This window comes from Amycolatopsis saalfeldensis (genome assembly GCF_900110575.1).
Classification (GTDB): Bacteria; Actinomycetota; Actinomycetes; order Mycobacteriales; family Pseudonocardiaceae; genus Amycolatopsis; species Amycolatopsis saalfeldensis.
The window spans coordinates 1-16,066 of sequence record NZ_FOEF01000050.1 but is presented as its reverse complement, the minus strand read 5'-3'; the positions used below and the strand labels follow the sequence as shown (position 1 = coordinate 16,066).

The 16,066-nt window shown below is 70.9% G+C and carries 8 protein-coding genes and 1 pseudogene; 7 read left to right on the top strand and 2 right to left on the bottom strand.

Features of this window, described 5'->3' with window-relative positions; genetic code table 11:
• The first annotated feature begins 909 nt into the window (after window positions 1–909).
• Window positions 910–1,530, top strand: coding sequence for a bifunctional DNA primase/polymerase (locus tag BMY97_RS45265; protein WP_091629810.1), 621 nt, complete (start codon window positions 910–912; stop codon window positions 1,528–1,530).
• A gap of 41 nt (window positions 1,531–1,571) precedes the next feature.
• On the opposite strand, the gene BMY97_RS48990 is transcribed toward BMY97_RS45265, so the two are convergent.
• A complete protein-coding gene (locus tag BMY97_RS48990; protein WP_245787827.1) occupies window positions 1,572–4,835 on the bottom strand; it encodes a DEAD/DEAH box helicase in 3,264 nt (1,087 codons plus the stop codon).
• 283 nt (window positions 4,836–5,118) lie between these two features.
• Between BMY97_RS48990 and BMY97_RS45250 the strand changes: the two genes are divergently transcribed.
• The 3 genes and pseudogenes from BMY97_RS45250 to BMY97_RS45240 form a co-directional block, all read left to right on the top strand.
• Entirely contained in the window at window positions 5,119–7,380 is a 2,262-nt protein-coding gene (locus tag BMY97_RS45250) for a sodium-translocating pyrophosphatase (RefSeq protein WP_091629809.1), read from the top strand.
• Window positions 7,381–7,540: 160 nt separating this feature from the next.
• Window positions 7,541–8,143 carry a hypothetical protein gene (locus BMY97_RS45245; protein ID WP_091629807.1) on the top strand — a complete coding sequence of 201 codons (603 nt, stop codon included), beginning with the start codon at window positions 7,541–7,543 and terminating at the stop codon, window positions 8,141–8,143.
• Between the two features lie 71 nt (window positions 8,144–8,214).
• Window positions 8,215–8,838, top strand: a pseudogene (locus BMY97_RS45240) (hypothetical protein); the annotation flags it as partial.
• Window positions 8,839–9,170: 332 nt separating this feature from the next.
• On the opposite strand, the gene BMY97_RS45235 reads toward BMY97_RS45240, so the two are convergent.
• A complete protein-coding gene (locus tag BMY97_RS45235; RefSeq protein WP_091629805.1) occupies window positions 9,171–9,986 on the bottom strand; it encodes a S1 family peptidase in 816 nt (271 codons plus the stop codon).
• 315 nt (window positions 9,987–10,301) lie between these two features.
• Between BMY97_RS45235 and topA the strand changes: the two genes are divergently transcribed.
• From topA to BMY97_RS45220, 3 genes are all read left to right on the top strand, one after another.
• Window positions 10,302–13,169, top strand: a complete 2,868-nt coding sequence (gene topA, locus BMY97_RS45230) for a type I DNA topoisomerase (RefSeq protein ID WP_177231872.1) — start codon at window positions 10,302–10,304, stop codon at window positions 13,167–13,169.
• Window positions 13,170–13,276: 107 nt separating this feature from the next.
• On the top strand, window positions 13,277–14,401 hold the full coding sequence (locus tag BMY97_RS45225; RefSeq protein ID WP_245787826.1) for an MFS transporter: 1,125 nt from the start codon (window positions 13,277–13,279) through the stop codon (window positions 14,399–14,401).
• Window positions 14,402–14,465: 64 nt separating this feature from the next.
• Window positions 14,466–15,344: an ESX secretion-associated protein EspG gene (locus BMY97_RS45220; protein WP_177231871.1), complete on the top strand. Its 879-nt coding sequence runs from the start codon at window positions 14,466–14,468 to the stop codon at window positions 15,342–15,344.
• Window positions 15,345–16,066: the final 722 nt, after the last annotated feature.

Genomic DNA, 16,066 nt, shown 5'->3' with positions numbered 1-16,066 from the left:
GTAGCCCGGTAGCCCGGTAGCCCGGTAGCCCGGTAGCCCGGTAGCCCGGTAGCCCGGTAGCCCGGTAGCCCGGTAGCCCGGTAGCCCGGTAGCCCAGCCGACCGGGTTGCTCAGCTATCCCAGGGGACTGGGCCTGCCAGCCGACCGGGGCTGCCCAGGGGACCGGGGGACCGGGCCTGCCTGCCTGCCGGCAGGCAGGCAGGCCCGATCGGCTCGCCCAGTTGTCCCAGGGGACCGGACCTGCAAGCTGACCGGACCAGCAGCCGACCGGGGGTCTGCCTGACCGGGCTCTCAGTCGGCCTGGCCTGCCAACTGGCCGGGTCTTTCGGTCGGCCGGGCTGCCCATCCGGTCGGGTCCGGACCACTGCCCAGTCTCAAGCCGGGGCGGGGCGGGGCCCGGCGGATTTGGCTAGCAGGCCGGGCTTGACCGGGTCGGATCGGGCGGGAACGGCCGGGCGCGAGTGGGTCGTCGGCCGTTCGTCGTCGTGGGGGTGGGGGTGGTTGCGCCGGTGAGTGGAACGTCGAGTTGATCACCGGCGGTGCGGTGGGAAGGAGGCAGGCGACGAGCGGTGGACGGTCGCGAGCAGCGGTCGGTGGTGCACGGCGAGCGGTCGAAAGGCCAGGTCAAAGCCAGTAACGGCGCTTGTGCCCCAACCGGCGAGCGGCAGGGGCTGAAAGTGTCGAACCCGGTGGTGAGGCCGGTAAGCGGTGGCCGAGCGGGTCATCGGCGGACGGTGATCGGCTGGTCGGTATCGGCCGGGCGGTGGACTACCGGGCGTTCATCGCCCAGTAACCACCGGTTGTCGCGTGCCCCTTCCGCGCAATGTGCAAGTTGCCGTTTAGTGAGACATGCGCCACCACGGCCCCGACCCGGACGGCGCGAGAACCGAACTTGAAGGCAGGAAAGCAATGTTGGACGCGAATTGGCCGGACAGCTGGCGGAGCGCCTTCCGCATCGAACTGCGGGCGGAGGCGATCGGCCTCGCTTGGCGCGGCTGGCCGGTGCTCCCGGGGGCAACCCCGGCGCCGATCACCGGTGAGGAGGACGACCTGACCTGGCAGCGGCCGGCGCCCGTGCGCGAAAACTGGCGCGAGCTGATCGGCACGCACGCCCACGAGGTCGCCACCTGGTTCTCCGACCGCACCCACAGCCTCCTCGTGGCCACCGGCACCGTGCTGGACGCCATCGAGGTGGACGACGAGCTGGGCAAGAGCGCCGCCCGTCTGCTCCGCACCCTCGGGCACCCCGCCCCGATCGTCGCGATGCCGAACGGCCGCTGGCTGTTCCTCACCACCGCGGCCGACCGCATTCCGGCCGAGCTCGCCGAGCACGCGACTGTGCAGTGGCACAGCGTCGGCAGCTACATCCCGCTGCCGCCTTCGCCGTTCCAGCACGGTGTTGTCCACTGGCGGGTCAAGCCCGAGGTCTGCGGCTGGCAGCTGCCGGACGCGGACGAGGTTCACGACGTCCTCGTGCGCGCCCTGGCCGACGAGCAGGCTCCCCTGCTCGTGGAGTCCTCGGCCGCCTGACCGGTCCCAACCCGGCAGAAAAGCCCGCACCACCCGAAGTTTCACGCACCACCGTGGCCACACTGGTCCCCGTGCTGACGCAACGCCCCGAGCACGGTATCCAGTACGGCCACTGCCCCTGCCTTGTCCAGCGGATCGTTGCCGTTCCCGCACTTCGGCGACTGAACGCAGGACGGGCAGCCCGTCGGGCACTCGCAGGAGACGATCGCCTCCCGCGTAGCGGCCAGCCACGGGACAATCGCGGCATAACCGCGGTCGGCAAATCCCGCACCCCCGGGATGCCCATCGTGCACGAACACCGTTGCCTCCCCGGTGTCTTCGTGCCACGCGGTAGACACCCCGCCGATGTCCCAGCGGTCGCACGTAGCGAACAGCGGTAGCAGGCCGATCGCCGCGTGCTCGGCGGCATGCAGGGCACCGGGGACGCGTGCCGGGATCAACCCGGCACCCCCCGGTGCCTTGCCGGCGCCCCCGGTCCCCACCGGCGCCACAACTTCGGTCCCCACCGATGGCTCGGCCCCGGTCGCGACGGGTGCCATGGTCTCTTCGGTCCCCACTGGAGGTTTGGCTCCGGCCGCAACGGGCGCCATGGCCTCTTCGGTCCCCACTGGAGGTTTGGCTCCGGCTGCAACGGGCTCCGTAGTCTCTGCGGTCCCTGCTAATGGCTGGGCCCCGGCTGCAACAGCCTTTTCGGGTCCCAGCGAGAGTTCGGTCGTAGCCGGCGCCACGGCCTTCCTGGTCCCCGCTGGTGCGTCGGCTTTGGTCGTGACAGGAGCCAAGGCCTTGCCGCTCTGCACTGGAGGCTTGGCCTCGGTCGCAGGGCGCGTCGCAGCCACGCCGGTCTCCGACGATGGCTCGGCCCCGGTTTCAGCGGAGGGCGCGGGTTTCCCGGTCCCCGCCGTGGGCGCGGCCTCGGTTTCCTCGGTCCCCACCGGAGGTTTGGCAACTGCGGCGACCAGCGTTGCCGCGCTGGGCCCCATCGGCGGCTCGGCCCCGGTCGTGAGCAGCGCCGAAGTGCCGCCGGTTTCCGCCCGAGGCCTGGTCGCTGTTTCGGTGGGCGCGGCAACTTCGGTCGTCATCCGAGGCTTGGCCTCTGTCGCGGTAGGCGCAACTTCGGTCCCCGCTCGAGACTCGGTCTCTGTCGCGGTAGGCGCCGGAACTTCGGTCTCCGCTCGAGGCTTGGCCTCTGTCGCGGTGGGGGCCGCAACTTCGGTCCCGACTCGAGACTCGGCCCCGGTCGCGGCGGGCATCGCGGACTCGGTCAAAGCCGGAAGTGGAGGCGCCGACGGCGAGGTTTCAGTACCGGCAACGGGCCCGGTCACCGAAGCTGCGGCGCGGAGGGGCCAACCAGTCCTCCCGCTCGTCACGCTGGGTGGGCCCAGCAGGTCGTTCGAGATCGTGTACCAGACCGCCCTCGTGTGGAGGCTTTGTTCTGGCAGGTCCAGGGGGGTGTGGTCCAGCACCTCGCCCGACGGGCGGCGGCGGAGGTAGCCCACGACCTGCGACGTCACCGCCACCTCGCCCAGCGAGACCGTGACGCCGGCGTGCGTGCATTGCGATTGGGTGCTCAGCACGGAGATGTCCACGATCTCCCGCGGCGAGGTGTTCCAGTCCGGGTCCTCGGCGTGCACGAGTGCCAGCCCGGTCTCCAGGTCCAGCTCATCGACGACGTACGACGAGCCCTGGTGCAGGTAGACGGCGCCCGGGTGGACGGCGAAGCACGCCGAGCCCGGGTCGACGGTGCCGAGCATGCGGCCGGAGTCCGCTTCCACCACCGCGATCTGGTCGCCGCCGGAGCCGCGGATGCCGACTTCGGCGTGGGGGCGGTCGCGGGAGGTCCAGTACCAGCCGCTCGAGCGGCGGCGCAGCAGCTTCTCCTCGGCCAGGTCCGCGAGCACCGCGCGCGCCGCATCGCCGCCGAAGGTCGCCAGCTCCGGCTCGGTGAGCGGCAGCTCGGCGACGGCGCACGCCAGCTGCGGGCCCAGCACGTACGGGTTCGACGGGTCCAGCACCGCCGTCTCGACCGGACGGTCCAGCAGCGCCGCCGGGTGGTGCACCAGGTACGTGTCCAGCGGGTCGTCCCTGGCCACGAACAGCACCAGGGCCTCGTCGCCTGAACGGCCCGCGCGCCCCGCCTGCTGCCAGAACGACGCCAGCGTGCCCGGGTAGCCGGCCAGCACGACCGCGTCCAGGCCCGCGATGTCGACCCCCAGCTCCAGCGCGTTGGTGGTCGCCACTCCCAGCAGCCGTCCGGACAACAGCGCCGCCTCCAGCGCGCGCCGCTCCTCCGGCAGGAAGCCCGACCGGTACGCCGCCACGGTTTCCGCCAGCGCCGGGTCCACTTCGGACAACAGACGGCGCGCGCCCAGCGCCGTGAGTTCAGCGCCGCGCCGCGAGCGGACGAACGCCAGCGAACGCGCGCCCTCCACGACCAGCTCCGTGAGGATCCGCGACGCTTCCGCGCCCGCCGAACGCCGCACCGGCGCGCCGTTTTCGCCGGTCAGCTCCTCGAGCAGCAGCGGCTCCCACAGCGCTACCGTGCGTGCACCCCGAGGTGACGCGTCGTCGGTGACCGCTTGACATTCGACGCCCGTGAGCCGTGACGCGAACGCCGCCGGATCCGCCGTGGTCGCCGATGCCGCGACGAACACCGGATCGGCCCCGTAATGCTCCGCCACCCGCCGCAACCGACGGAGCAACAGCGCGACGTGGGAGCCGAACACACCGCGGTAGCTGTGGCATTCGTCGACCACGACGTACGACAGCCGGCGGAAGAACTGCGCCCACCGGCCGTGCGCGGAGAGGATGCCGCGGTGCAGCATGTCGGGGTTGGTGAACACCCAGTTCGCGTGTGCGCGGACCCAGTCGCGCTCGGCCATCGGGGTGTCGCCGTCGAAGGACGCCGCGCGCACGCCCGTTATGTCCAAAGAGGACACCGAACGCAGCTGGTCGGCGCCGAGTGCCTTGGTGGGCGCGAGATACAGCGTGGTCGTGCCCGAGCCGTCGGCCAGCTCGGACAGGACCGGCAGCTGGTAAGCCAGCGACTTCCCGGACGCCGTGCCCGTGGAAACCACCACGTGCTCGCCCGCTTTCGCCAGCGAGGCCGCCTCGGCCTGATGCGCCCACGGCGTGACCACCCCGGCCTCCGTGAACGCGGACACCACCTCGCCCGCGGCCCACTCCGGCCACGGCGCGAAAACGGCCGCGCGCGCCGGCAGCTCGGCCACGTGCGTCACCGGATTCTCACTCGAAGGAATCCCGGCTGTGACCCGGCTCAGCAGCCTCCGTCCTCGCTCTCCCACCACGAACAGAGCTTGGCACAGGGCACCGACAGAACCGGTTCGGCGGAGACGAGATCGATCCAGTGAGCAATCACACAAGGTTACGGAATGTGCTGTGTCCGGGACGCCCTGCCGGGCCGCTGAGCACTACCAATACACTCCCGCAATCCACACCGTCTGTGGCGAGAGTCATGTGAGACGTGCATTGCCGCACGGCTAGCGTGTCGCTCGGTACAGATCCAATGCCAGCGCAGGCACGCCGGGGACGACGAGTTCGCGCTGGCCAACGGCGTTCCCAGGAGGACGAATGTCCCGGCAGTTCCTCGCGGAGGGCGGCATCACGCTCACCGGGGGTGGCTACACCATCGTCGGTGTGGTCGCCGTGGTCGCCCTTGCCGCACTCGCCATCGGTTACGTGCTGCTCAAGGAGGTGCTGGCCGCGGGCCAGGGCACCGCCAAGATGCAGGACATCGCCAAGGCAGTGCAGGAAGGTGCGGCCGCTTACCTCAAACGGCAGCGAAACACGCTGGCCGTTTTCGGCGTGATCGTGTTCCTGCTGCTGTTCGCGCTCCCCGCTGACGACTGGAACGAGCGCATCGGGCGCTCCATCTTCTTCCTCATCGGCGCGGTGTTCTCGTTCACCATCGGCTACCTCGGCATGTGGCTGGCGACGCAGGCGAACCTGCGCGTCGCGGCCGCGTCGCGTGAGGAAGGCGGGCGCGAGATCGCGATGCGCGTGGCGTTCCGCACCGGTGGCGTGGTCGGCATGATCACCGTCGGCCTCGGCCTCTTCGGTGCCGCGGTAGTCGTGCTGGTCTACACCGGCCAGGCCCCGAAGGTGTTGGAGGGCTTCGGTTTCGGTGCCGCGCTGATCGCGATGTTCATGCGTGTCGGCGGCGGTATCTTCACGAAGGCCGCCGACGTCGGCGCGGACCTGGTCGGCAAGGTCGAGCAGGGCATCCCGGAAGACGACCCGCGCAACGCCGCGACGATCGCGGACAACGTGGGCGACAATGTCGGTGACTGCGCCGGCATGGCCGCGGACCTGTTCGAGTCCTACGCCGTGATGCTCGTCGCCGCCCTGATCCTGGGCAGCTCCGCGTTCGGGGCGCACGGCCTGATCTTCCCGCTGATCGTGCCCGCCATCGGCGTGATCACCGCGGTGATCGGCATCTACATCACGAGGGCGCGCGTCGGCGAGGGCGGCCTGGTCACGATCAACCGCTCGTTCTACATCTCCGCGGTGATTTCCGCGGTGCTGTCGGCGATCGCCGCGTTCGTGTACCTGCCGAGCAGCTTCTCCGACTTCGGCGCCGAGTTCGCCGGCACCTCCGGCAACCCCGCGGTCATCGCCACCGTCGCCGTGATCATCGGCATCGTGCTCGCCGCGATCATCCTGAAGATCACCGGCTACTACACGGGCACCGAGTACAAGCCGGTCCAGGACGTCGGCAAGACGTCGGAAACCGGTGCGGCCACGGTCATCCTGTCCGGCATCTCGGTCGGCTTCGAGTCCGCTGTGTACACCGCGCTGGTGATCGCCGCGGCGGTCTTCGGCGCGTACCTGCTGGGCGGCGGCATCGCGCTGTTCGCCGTCGCGCTCGCCGGCACCGGCCTGCTGACCACCGTCGGCGTCATCGTTGCGATGGACACGTTCGGCCCGGTCTCCGACAACGCGCAGGGCATCGCCGAGATGTCGGGCGACGTCGACGAGAAGGCCGCGCAGATCCTCACGGAGCTGGACGCGGTGGGCAACACCACCAAGGCCATCACCAAGGGCATCGCGATCGCCACCGCGGTCCTCGCGGCCACGGCGCTGTTCGGGTCCTATTCGGACGCGATCACGAAGGCGGTCGGCGGCACCGGCCAGTTCATCGCGAACGTGGTCAACCCGTCCACGCTGGTCGGCGTCATCGTCGGCGCGGCGGTGGTGTTCCTGTTCTCGGGCCTGGCCGTCAACGCGGTTTCGCGTGCGGCCGGCGCGGTGGTGCAGGAGGTGCGCCGCCAGTTCCGCGAGATCGCGGGCATCATGGAGGGCACCACGCGGCCGGAGTACGGCAAGGTCGTGGACATCGTCACGCGCGACTCGCTGCGTGAGCTCGCCACCCCGGGCCTGCTCGCGGTGTTCGCCCCGATCGCCGTGGGCTTCGGCCTCGGCACCGGCGCGCTGGCCGGCTACCTGGCCGGCGCGATCGCGACCGGCACGCTGATGGCGATCTTCCTGGCCAACTCCGGTGGGGCCTGGGACAACGCCAAGAAGCTCGTCGAGGACGGCAACCACGGCGGCAAGGGCTCGGACGCGCACGAGGCCACCATCATCGGTGACACCGTCGGTGACCCGTTCAAGGACACCGCCGGCCCGGCGATCAACCCGCTGATCAAGGTGATGAACCTGGTCTCCGTGCTGATCGCGCCCGCGGTCGTCAGCCTGACGCTGGGCGGCGGCGCCAACACCACGTGGCGCATCGTGATCGCGCTGGTCGCGCTCGCGGTGATCGTCGCCGCGGTCGTGGTGTCCAAGCGCCGCGGCACGGTGATCGCCGACACCCCGGCGGAGGCGAAAGCCTGATCCGCCACGGCTGAACCCCGACCGGGCCCGGTACGCACACGGCGTGCCGGGCCCGGTCGCGTCGGCGGAAACTTCTTCCCGAACTATGGTCGAAGGCTTGCGAATAATTCTCGGGTCGGTACGGTCGGGGCCGGGACTTCGACGGGCAGGAGGTGTGCGGGTGCGGCCGCGGTTGAGCGTTCTTGCCGCGCTGGCAACGGGTATCGGGATCGGCCTCGCCGGCTGCGGGCAGCAGCCGCCGGTGTCCCCGCAGGCCCGCCAGGGTGGTCAGGCGGACACCTCGAGCCAGTCCGGCACTTCCCCGGCCGATCCGGCCGCCAGCTGGGCGGACGGCTACTGCGGAGCGGTGACGCACCTGGTGCGGACGCTCTCGAACCTGCCGACCGTCGACCCCACTTCCCCGCAACAGGCGTCGCTGACGTCCAGCCGGCTGCTCACCTCCGTGGTCGGCGGGATCGACGAGACCGTGGCCGGCCTCGACCGGCTCGGCCCGCCACCGCTCGCCGGTGACGAGCAGGCGCGCGGGGAGTTGTTGCACGACTTCGCTTCCGTGCGCCAGCGGGCCGATCAGGTGCGGCAGCGGATCGACTCGGCGCGGGACACCGACGCGACCAGGGCCGCGCTCGGCGAAGCCCGCAGCACCCTGGACGAGGTCGCGAAGCTCGACCTGCTCAAGGCCCTTGACGCGACGCCGGAGCTGAGCGCGGCGGGCAAGCGCGCGCCCGGCTGTCAGCAGCTCGTGGTGCCGCCGGCTCCTCAGTAAGTCACTCTTCCGGCGAAAAACCGGTCCGCGCCTCTCGCGTCCAATCGAACTTGTGTTCTATCATGATCGGCGTGGATCGGACGATCTCGCTGTTCTCGGCCGAGGCCAGCGGCCCGGGGCTCCCGGACCTGGCCGGGCTGCTGTGCGGCCAGGGGCAGATCACCGGCTTCGGGCGAACGGCGGCGCGGCTGTCGGTGGTGGTCGAGGAGCCGTGGCGCGCGCACGTGCTGGCGCGGGAGTGCCGTCGCCGGGGCGCGGACGCGCAGGTGGCCGTGGCCGAATGCGGCAGCCCGCAGGTGCGCACGTCCTTCCGCGTCGACCTCCTGCCCCTGGCGCTGCGGTGGCTGCGCGCGGGCTGCACCGGCCCGGCGGAGGACGATTCGGGCAAGGCGGTCCCGGACGGCTTCCGCCTGAGCGGCGCGATGCTGCGGATGTGGGCGCTGGCGAGCGGGCGGCCGGGCCCGTCGGGCTACCTGCTGGGCGTCGACCCGCTGGCGCCGCGGATGCACGAGGGGCTGCTCGCGGCGCTGGCTCCGCTGGGCGTCCACGCCCGGCTGCTGGGGCCGAAGGCGGAGGCGCCCGCGGTCCGCGTGAACGGCCGCCGCCGGCTGGACAGCCTGGTCGAGCTGATCGGCGAGCCGCCGACCGGGGCCGAGGCCGCGTGGCCCGACCTCAACCGCGATCCGAACCCCGATCGGGAAAGCGGCCTGAGCGGGTCCGAGGACTGCGCTGAGGACGCTGTGCGTGAACGAGCCTCGGACGGTGACGAGGAGAGTGGAGAGAAGGACGGCAGGGCCGGGGGGAGCCGTCGTGGTGCCGCCGCGCGCGGTCGTCGCGCGCCGGGCGAGGACGACGGCGCTCAGAACGGCAAAACCGCCCGTGACGGCTCGCGGGCTGAAGGAGACCGTCGACGGGGCAGGCGCGGCGAGGGTTCCCGCCGGGCCCGGGCCGTCGGACGCGCCGAAGGGGACCCGCGTCGCGACCAGAGCGACGAGAGTCCCCTTCAGTACTTGCTGGGGGTGGCCGGCTAGGGCTTGGGCAGGGTGCAGCCGGCCTGGTCGAGCGCGATTTCGTTCGCCGGGCTCAGGCAGGCGGGAATACCGTAGGTCTCCTCGCCGTACTTGGTGTCGGGGTGGACGGTGACGTTGCCGGACTCGTCGACCTCGCACGGGTTGTTCAGCGTGCAGCGTTCACCGTTCTCGTTCGACGTGTTGTTGATGCCGATGACCTTGCCGGTCGCGGTCTCGACGATCGGCGAGCCCGAGGTGCCGCCGATGGTCTTGCACTCCGGCGTGTAGCGGATGGAGTCCTTCCAGATCCAGCCGTTCTCGTGCAGCTCGTGCACGAACCCGTCGATCGAGCAGGAGTAGATCTTCTTCCAGTACCCCGAGACCACGTCGATGTGCGTGCTCGCGGTCGGGTGCGTGGTGACCAGCTCGAGCGGCGAAACGCCGTACTGCTGCTTGATCTGGGCGTAGGTCGAGGTCAGCTGGTAGAGCGACACGTCGGTGTCGGTCATGGTGGCGTAGATGATCTTCTTCGCCTGGAGGGTGCCGAGCGTGCTCTGGCCGTCCGACGACAGCAGGTCGAAGGTGCGGCTGGAGGCCTGTCCGGTGATGACTTCGCCGGGATTCGGGAAGCCGGACTCGAGGCAGTGCCCGTTCGACATCACCAGCGCCGGCGCGGTGTCCGGCGTGTCGGCCGGTTTGACCACCGAGCCGGAGCAGTTGGACAGGGCCACCGTGCCGGAGAACGTGGTGGTCGCGGCACTCGCCTCAGGTGCGGTGACCAGGGCGAACGCGGCCATCGCGGCAAGCACGCCGCCGAGGAGGCGTCGGGTCATGGTGGTTCCTTTCGGCTCGAGGAGGTAGTAAGTGAAGCGTTGCCGACCTCGGGCCCACCACCGTCGAACGGAGGGTATCCAGGCGCTTACGCGATACCCTGCGCGGCACGTGTCGGACGTCACGTGCTAGGTGTGGAAAGGAAACATCACCGAGGTCAGCGGCGATCCGGTGAACAGGGATCGAACGGCGTGTCAGGCCACCTAGCCGTGGTGACGCTCTCCGGAGCGTGCACACTGACAGGTCGAGACGCGGGCGCAGCACCCCTCGTCGAGGGGTAGGGATGGTGCCGTCGCCACCGAGGCGACGGCGCGGAGATGAGCGGAGAGCAGGGCAGCGTGGCAGCAGCACGGACCAAGAAGAACGGCACCGGGTCGGACGCCGCCGGGCGTCGGCGCCTGGTGATCGTCGAGTCGCCCACGAAGGCCCGCAAGATCGCCCCATACCTGGGGCGCGACTACGTCGTCGAGTCGTCCGTCGGGCACATCCGCGACCTGCCCCGCGGTGCCGCCGACGTCCCGGCCCAGTACAAGGGCGAGTCGTGGGCGCGGCTCGGCGTCGACGTCGACAACGGCTTCAAGGCGCTCTACATCGTGACCCCGGACAAGAAGTCCAAGGTCACCGAGCTGAAGGGGCTGCTGAAGGACGTCGACGAGCTCTACCTCGCGACGGACCCCGACCGTGAGGGCGAGGCCATCGCCTGGCACCTGCTCGAGACGCTCAAGCCCAAGGTGCCGGTCCGCCGCATGGTGTTCCACGAGGTCACCGAGCAGGCGATCCTGGCGGCCGCGGCGGCCACCCGGGAACTGGACGTCGACCTGGTCGACGCGCAGGAGACCCGCCGGATCCTCGACCGCCTCTACGGCTACGAGGTCTCGCCGGTGCTGTGGAAGAAGGTCATGCCGAAGCTGTCGGCGGGCCGCGTGCAGTCGGTGGCGACCCGGATCGTGGTCGAGCGTGAGCGTGAGCGGATGCGCTTCACGTCGGCTTCGTACTGGGACATCTCGGCGACCATGGATGCCGGTGAGGATGCCGCGCCGCGGAACTTCCCGGCCCGGCTCGTCTCGGTCGACGGCGCGCGCCTGGCGACCGGCCGCGACTTCGACTCGACCGGCCAGCTGAAGGGCTCGTCCGCCGAGATCCGCGTGCTGGCCGAGGCCGACGCGCAGGCGCTGGCCCAGGCGCTGGACAAGCGTGACTTCAAGGTCTCCAGCGTCGAAGAGAAGCCGTACACGCGGAAGCCGTACGCGCCGTTCATGACCTCGACGCTGCAGCAGGAGGCGGGCCGCAAGCTGCGGTTCACGTCCGAGCGCACGATGCGGATCGCGCAGAAGCTGTACGAGAACGGTTACATCACTTATATGCGTACCGACTCCACGACGCTTTCGGAGTCGGCGATCTCGGCGGCGCGCAGCCAGGCGACGCAGCTGTACGGCAAGGAGTACGTCTCGCCGTCGCCGCGCCAGTACACGCGCAAGGTCAAGAACGCGCAGGAGGCCCACGAGGCGATCCGGCCGTCGGGCGAGGTCTTCCGCACCCCCGGCCAGGTGGCGAGCGAGCTGGACTCCGACGAGTTCCGGCTGTACGAGATGATCTGGCAGCGCACGATCGCGTCGCAGATGGCGGACGCGAAGGGCACCACCATGTCGGTGCGCATCGTGGGCACCGCGACCTCCGGCGAGGAGTGCACGTTCGCCGCTTCCGGCCGCACGATCACCTTCTCGGGCTTCCTGAAGGCGTACGTCGAGGCGGTCGACACCGAGGCCGGCGGCGAGGCCGACGACAAGCAGAGCCGCCTGCCCGTGCTGGTCAAGGACCAGGGCCTGACCGCGGCCGACCTGTCGGCGGACGGGCACACGACGTCGCCGCCGGCGCGCTACTCCGAGCCCAGCCTGGTCAGCAAGCTGGAAGAGCTGGGCATCGGACGGCCGTCCACCTACGCGTCGATCATCAAGACCATCCAGGACCGCGGCTACGTGTGGAAGAAGGGGTCCGCGCTGGTCCCCTCCTGGGTCGCGTTCGCCGTGATCGGTCTGATGGAGCGGCACTTCGAGCGGCTGGTGGACTACGACTTCACCGCCGGCATGGAAGACGAGCTCGACCGCATCGCCAACGGCGACGAGCAGCGCGCGCAGTGGCTGTCGAAGTTCTACTTCGGCGGCGACATGGGCGTCGACGGCTCGATCGGCCGGCTCGGCGGGCTGAAGAAGCTGGTCGACGGCAGCGTCGAGGACATCGACGCGCGTGAGATCAACTCGATCCCGCTGTTCAACGACGCCGACGGGCACAAGGTCGTCGTCCGGGTCGGGCGCTACGGGCCGTACCTCGAGCGCGAGGTGGACGGTCAGTCGCAGCGCGCGAACCTGCCCGAGGACCAGCCGCCGGACGAGCTGACGCCGGAGATCGCGGAGAAGCTGTTCGCGACGCCGCAAGAAGGCCGGGTGCTGGGCACCGACCCGGTGAGCGGGCACGAGATCGTGGCGAAGGAAGGCCGCTTCGGCCCGTACGTCACCGAGCTGCTGCCGGAAGGCGAGCCGCTGCCCGAGGACGCGACGCCCGCGCAGAAGAAGGCCGCCAAGGCGAAGCAGCCGAAGCCGCGTACGGGCTCGCTGTTCAAGTCGATGGCGATCGACTCCATGACGCTCGAAGACGCGCTGAAGCTGCTTTCGCTGCCGCGCGTGGTGGGCAAGGACCCGGAGTCGGGCGACGAGATCACCGCGCAGAACGGGCGCTACGGGCCGTACCTGAAGAAGGGCACGGACTCGCGTTCACTGTCCACTGAGGACCAGCTGTTCTCGATCACGGTGGAAGAGGCGCTGAAGATCTACGCGGAGCCGAAGCAGCGCGGCCGTTCCGCCACCGCGAAGCCGCCGCTCAAGGAGCTCGGCGACGACCCGGTGTCGGGCAAGCCGATGGTGGTCAAGGACGGCCGCTTCGGTCCGTACGTCACCGACGGCGAGTACAACGCGACGTTGCGGAAGAGCGACAGCATCGACGAGCTGACGGCCGAACGCGGCGCCGAGCTGCTGGCGGAGAAGCGGGCGAAGGGGCCGGCGCCGAAGCGCAAGGCACCGGCGCGAAAGCCCGCGGCTGCGAAGTCGACGGCGACGAAGTCGGCGGCCACCAAGTCGACTGCGGCCAAGAAGGCGCCCGCCAAGAAGGCGAGTACCGCAAAGGCCAAGTAGGACGGTTCCGTCGGGGCCACCCGGGTTCGCTCGGGTGGCCCCGCTTTCTTGTCTGGGGCGGGATTTTGGCTGTGGCACAGGCTTCCGCACGGCGGGCGAGGGCCGGGGTGTCGGTGGTTTTCGCCGTGTGCGGCGCGGGATTCGCGACGTGGGCCGCGCGGGTGCCGGCGGTGCAGGCGAAGCTGGGGCTGAGTGCCGGCCAGCTGGCGGTCGGGCTGTTCGGCCTCGCGGCGGGCTCGGTGGTCGCGCTGGTGGCGGCCGGACCGCTGCTGACGAAGATCGGCAGCCGGCGCGGCGTCGTCTTCGGCGGGGCGGTGCTGTGCGCGGGGCTGCCGTTGGCCGCGTTCGCGCCGGACTTCCCGTTGTTCGTGGCGGCGCTGGCGGTGCTGGGCGTCGGCAACAGCCTGCTCGACGTGTCGATGAACGCCCACGCCGCGCGCGTCGAGGAGGCGTACGGGCGGCCGATCTTCGCGGGCTTTCACGCGTTCTGGAACGTCGGCGGGCTGGCGGGCTCCGGCGTCGGGGCGCTGATGGAGACGTGGCGTGTGCCAGTTCAGGCGCACTTCACCGCGGCCGGCGCGGTGCTGCTGCTGACGTTGCTGTGGGCGTCGACGAGGTTCCTGCCCGGCGCGGACCGCGGGCAGGGCGAGGCCGCGTTCGCGTTGCCGAGCAAGGCGCTGATTCCGTTGGGGGTGATCGCGTTCTGCGGCTTCCTCGCCGAGGGCACGGTCAACGACTGGAGCGCCGTGTACCTGCGCGACGTCACCCTCGCTTCGGCCGCCTTCGCGTCGCTGGGGTACTTCGCGTTCTCGATCACGATGATCGGCGTGCGGACGGTGGCGGACCGGCTCGTGGAGCGATTCGGGGTCGTGCCCTTCATCCGGTGCGCGGCGGCGGTGACGGTGGCGGGCTTCCTGCTGGTGGTGGCCGTCCCGGTGCCGGGGGCCGGGATCGCGGGGTTCGCCGTCGTCGGGCTGGGCGTGTCCGGGATCGTGCCGCTGGCGTGGAGCGCGGCGGGGCGCAAGCAGCCGGACGCGCCGGGGCGGGCGATCGCCGCCGTCGCCGCGTGCGGGTACCTCGGTTTCCTGGCCGGGCCGGTGCTCATGGGCGGGCTGATCGGCGGGATCGGGCTGCACTTGACGTTCGCCGTGGTCGGGTTGCTGCTGGTGAGCGTGTACTTCCTCGCGCCGACCATGAGGATTGTTCAACGATCTGACCGGGTCGGCCGCTGAGGCGACCGCTCGGCGCACGGAGGCCGACACTCGAACACAAGTTCGAGAAAATGTCGGTGCCGGGGTGTTCAATGCAGGGGTGAGTAGTTCAGCGCCAGTCGTCTTCGACGTCATCGACGAGGTCATCGCGCCGCTCCGGGCCGAAGTGCCGGAGCGGCCTTCGGTGATGGAGTTCTACGACCCGCACTTCAAGGTCCCGCCGGTGCTGGTGGCCGGTCCGGAGCCGGGCGCGGGCCCTGATTCGGGCTCGGTCTCGTCGGTGGAGAACGAGCTGACCCTGGCCGAGGAGGTGCGGCAGTCCTTCGGGCCCGCGATCGGCGCCGCGCTGGCCGAGGAGGTCGAGCAGTACACGCGGTTCGTGGCCGGCATGGCCGCGCTCGGGCTGGTGCCGGAGGGGCAGGTGACGTCCGAGGCGGTCGGGCTCTACCGCGTGCTGCGCGGCGGTTTCATCCGCGGCGTGGTGACCGGCGTGTTCCCGGCGCGCCCGGAACCATGGGAAGTCCGCTTCTTCGGCGACGCGGACTACACCACGGTGATGAGCAAGCTGGGCCGTCGCGCGCGGCTGCGGTCCGGCCTGCTGAGCGCGCTGCCGGGCTGGGTCTTCGACGGCCTGCCGGACCGTCCGCCCGGCCCGGGCCCCGCCGTCCGCATCGAGACCGACGACAGCGGCCTGATCCCGGCCCAGGCCTGGGGCAACCTGGACGTGATCCGCTCCGCCGTCGCCCGCCCCCGCCTCGGCACCGTCCTGGTCGACCTAGCCGTCCGCGACGCCGTACTGGCGGAATACCCCCACGGCGCCTTCGGCCTGGTGGACAACGACCTCGGCCGCTACCAGTTCAGCGCCGCCCCCCGCCCCGAAGGCGGCTGGGCGATCACCTGGGCGCCCGCCACACGCGGCACCGCCGAGGCCTGGATCGTGAAGGCGGTGCGCAGCCATGCGTGAGCAGCTCGGCGAGGTGCTCGGCCGGACGTCGGGTGCGGCTCTCGTCGACCGGTGGAAGCCAGGGCTGGGACGGATGGGGGTGCGTTGGTTGGGGAGGTGACGTAGGGCTGAGTGCCTCCGGCGGTTCGGTCGCCGGGCTCGTTGGGCCGGAGCTTCGAGGGGCAAGCCGGAGCTGGGGTTGCTGGGCTGGCCTTGGTCGTGGGGTTTGGCCGGAACCGGGGCTGCGGGGTCGCTGGGCTGGCCCTGGTCGTGGGTTGGCCGGAACCGGGGCTGCGGGGTCGCCGGGCTGGCCCTGGTCGTGGGGTTTGGCCGGAACCGGGGCTGCGGGCTGTCCGGGGCCGCCTGGCTGGCCCGAGTTTCCGGGATTGGCGGGAGCTTGAGTCGCCGAGTCGGCCGGGGTCGCGCGCTGGCTGGAGTGTGAGTGGGCCGGAGCCTGTGCCTCGGGGCGAGCCGGGGTCGCGGGGATGGCCGGGACCGGTGGCGCGGAGTGCGCTGGGGGCGCGGGCTCGGCATGGGGCCAGTCCTGGAGCCGGTCGGAGGCGTGGGCTGGTCGGAGTCGAGGTCGCGCAGTGAGTCGGAGCCGCGGGCTGGGCCGGAGGTCCAGTCGCGGAGCCGGTCGGATTTGCTGCAGGAGCAGGAGCAGGAGCAGGAGCAGGAGCAGGAGCAGGAGCAGGAGCAGGAGCAGGAGCAGGAGCAGGAGCAGGAGCAGGAGCAGGAGCAGG

What these genes read in the sequence shown, in the direction of transcription:
- BMY97_RS45235 (WP_091629805.1), bottom strand. Translation starts at nt 9,986, where the DNA reads ATGACCCGACGCCTCCTCGGCGGCGTGCTTGCCGCGATGGCCGCGTTC.
- topA (WP_177231872.1), top strand. Translation starts at nt 10,302, where the DNA reads ATGAGCGGAGAGCAGGGCAGCGTGGCAGCAGCACGGACCAAGAAGAAC.
- BMY97_RS45265 (WP_091629810.1), top strand. Translation starts at nt 910, where the DNA reads ATGTTGGACGCGAATTGGCCGGACAGCTGGCGGAGCGCCTTCCGCATC.
- BMY97_RS45250 (WP_091629809.1), top strand. Translation starts at nt 5,119, where the DNA reads ATGTCCCGGCAGTTCCTCGCGGAGGGCGGCATCACGCTCACCGGGGGT.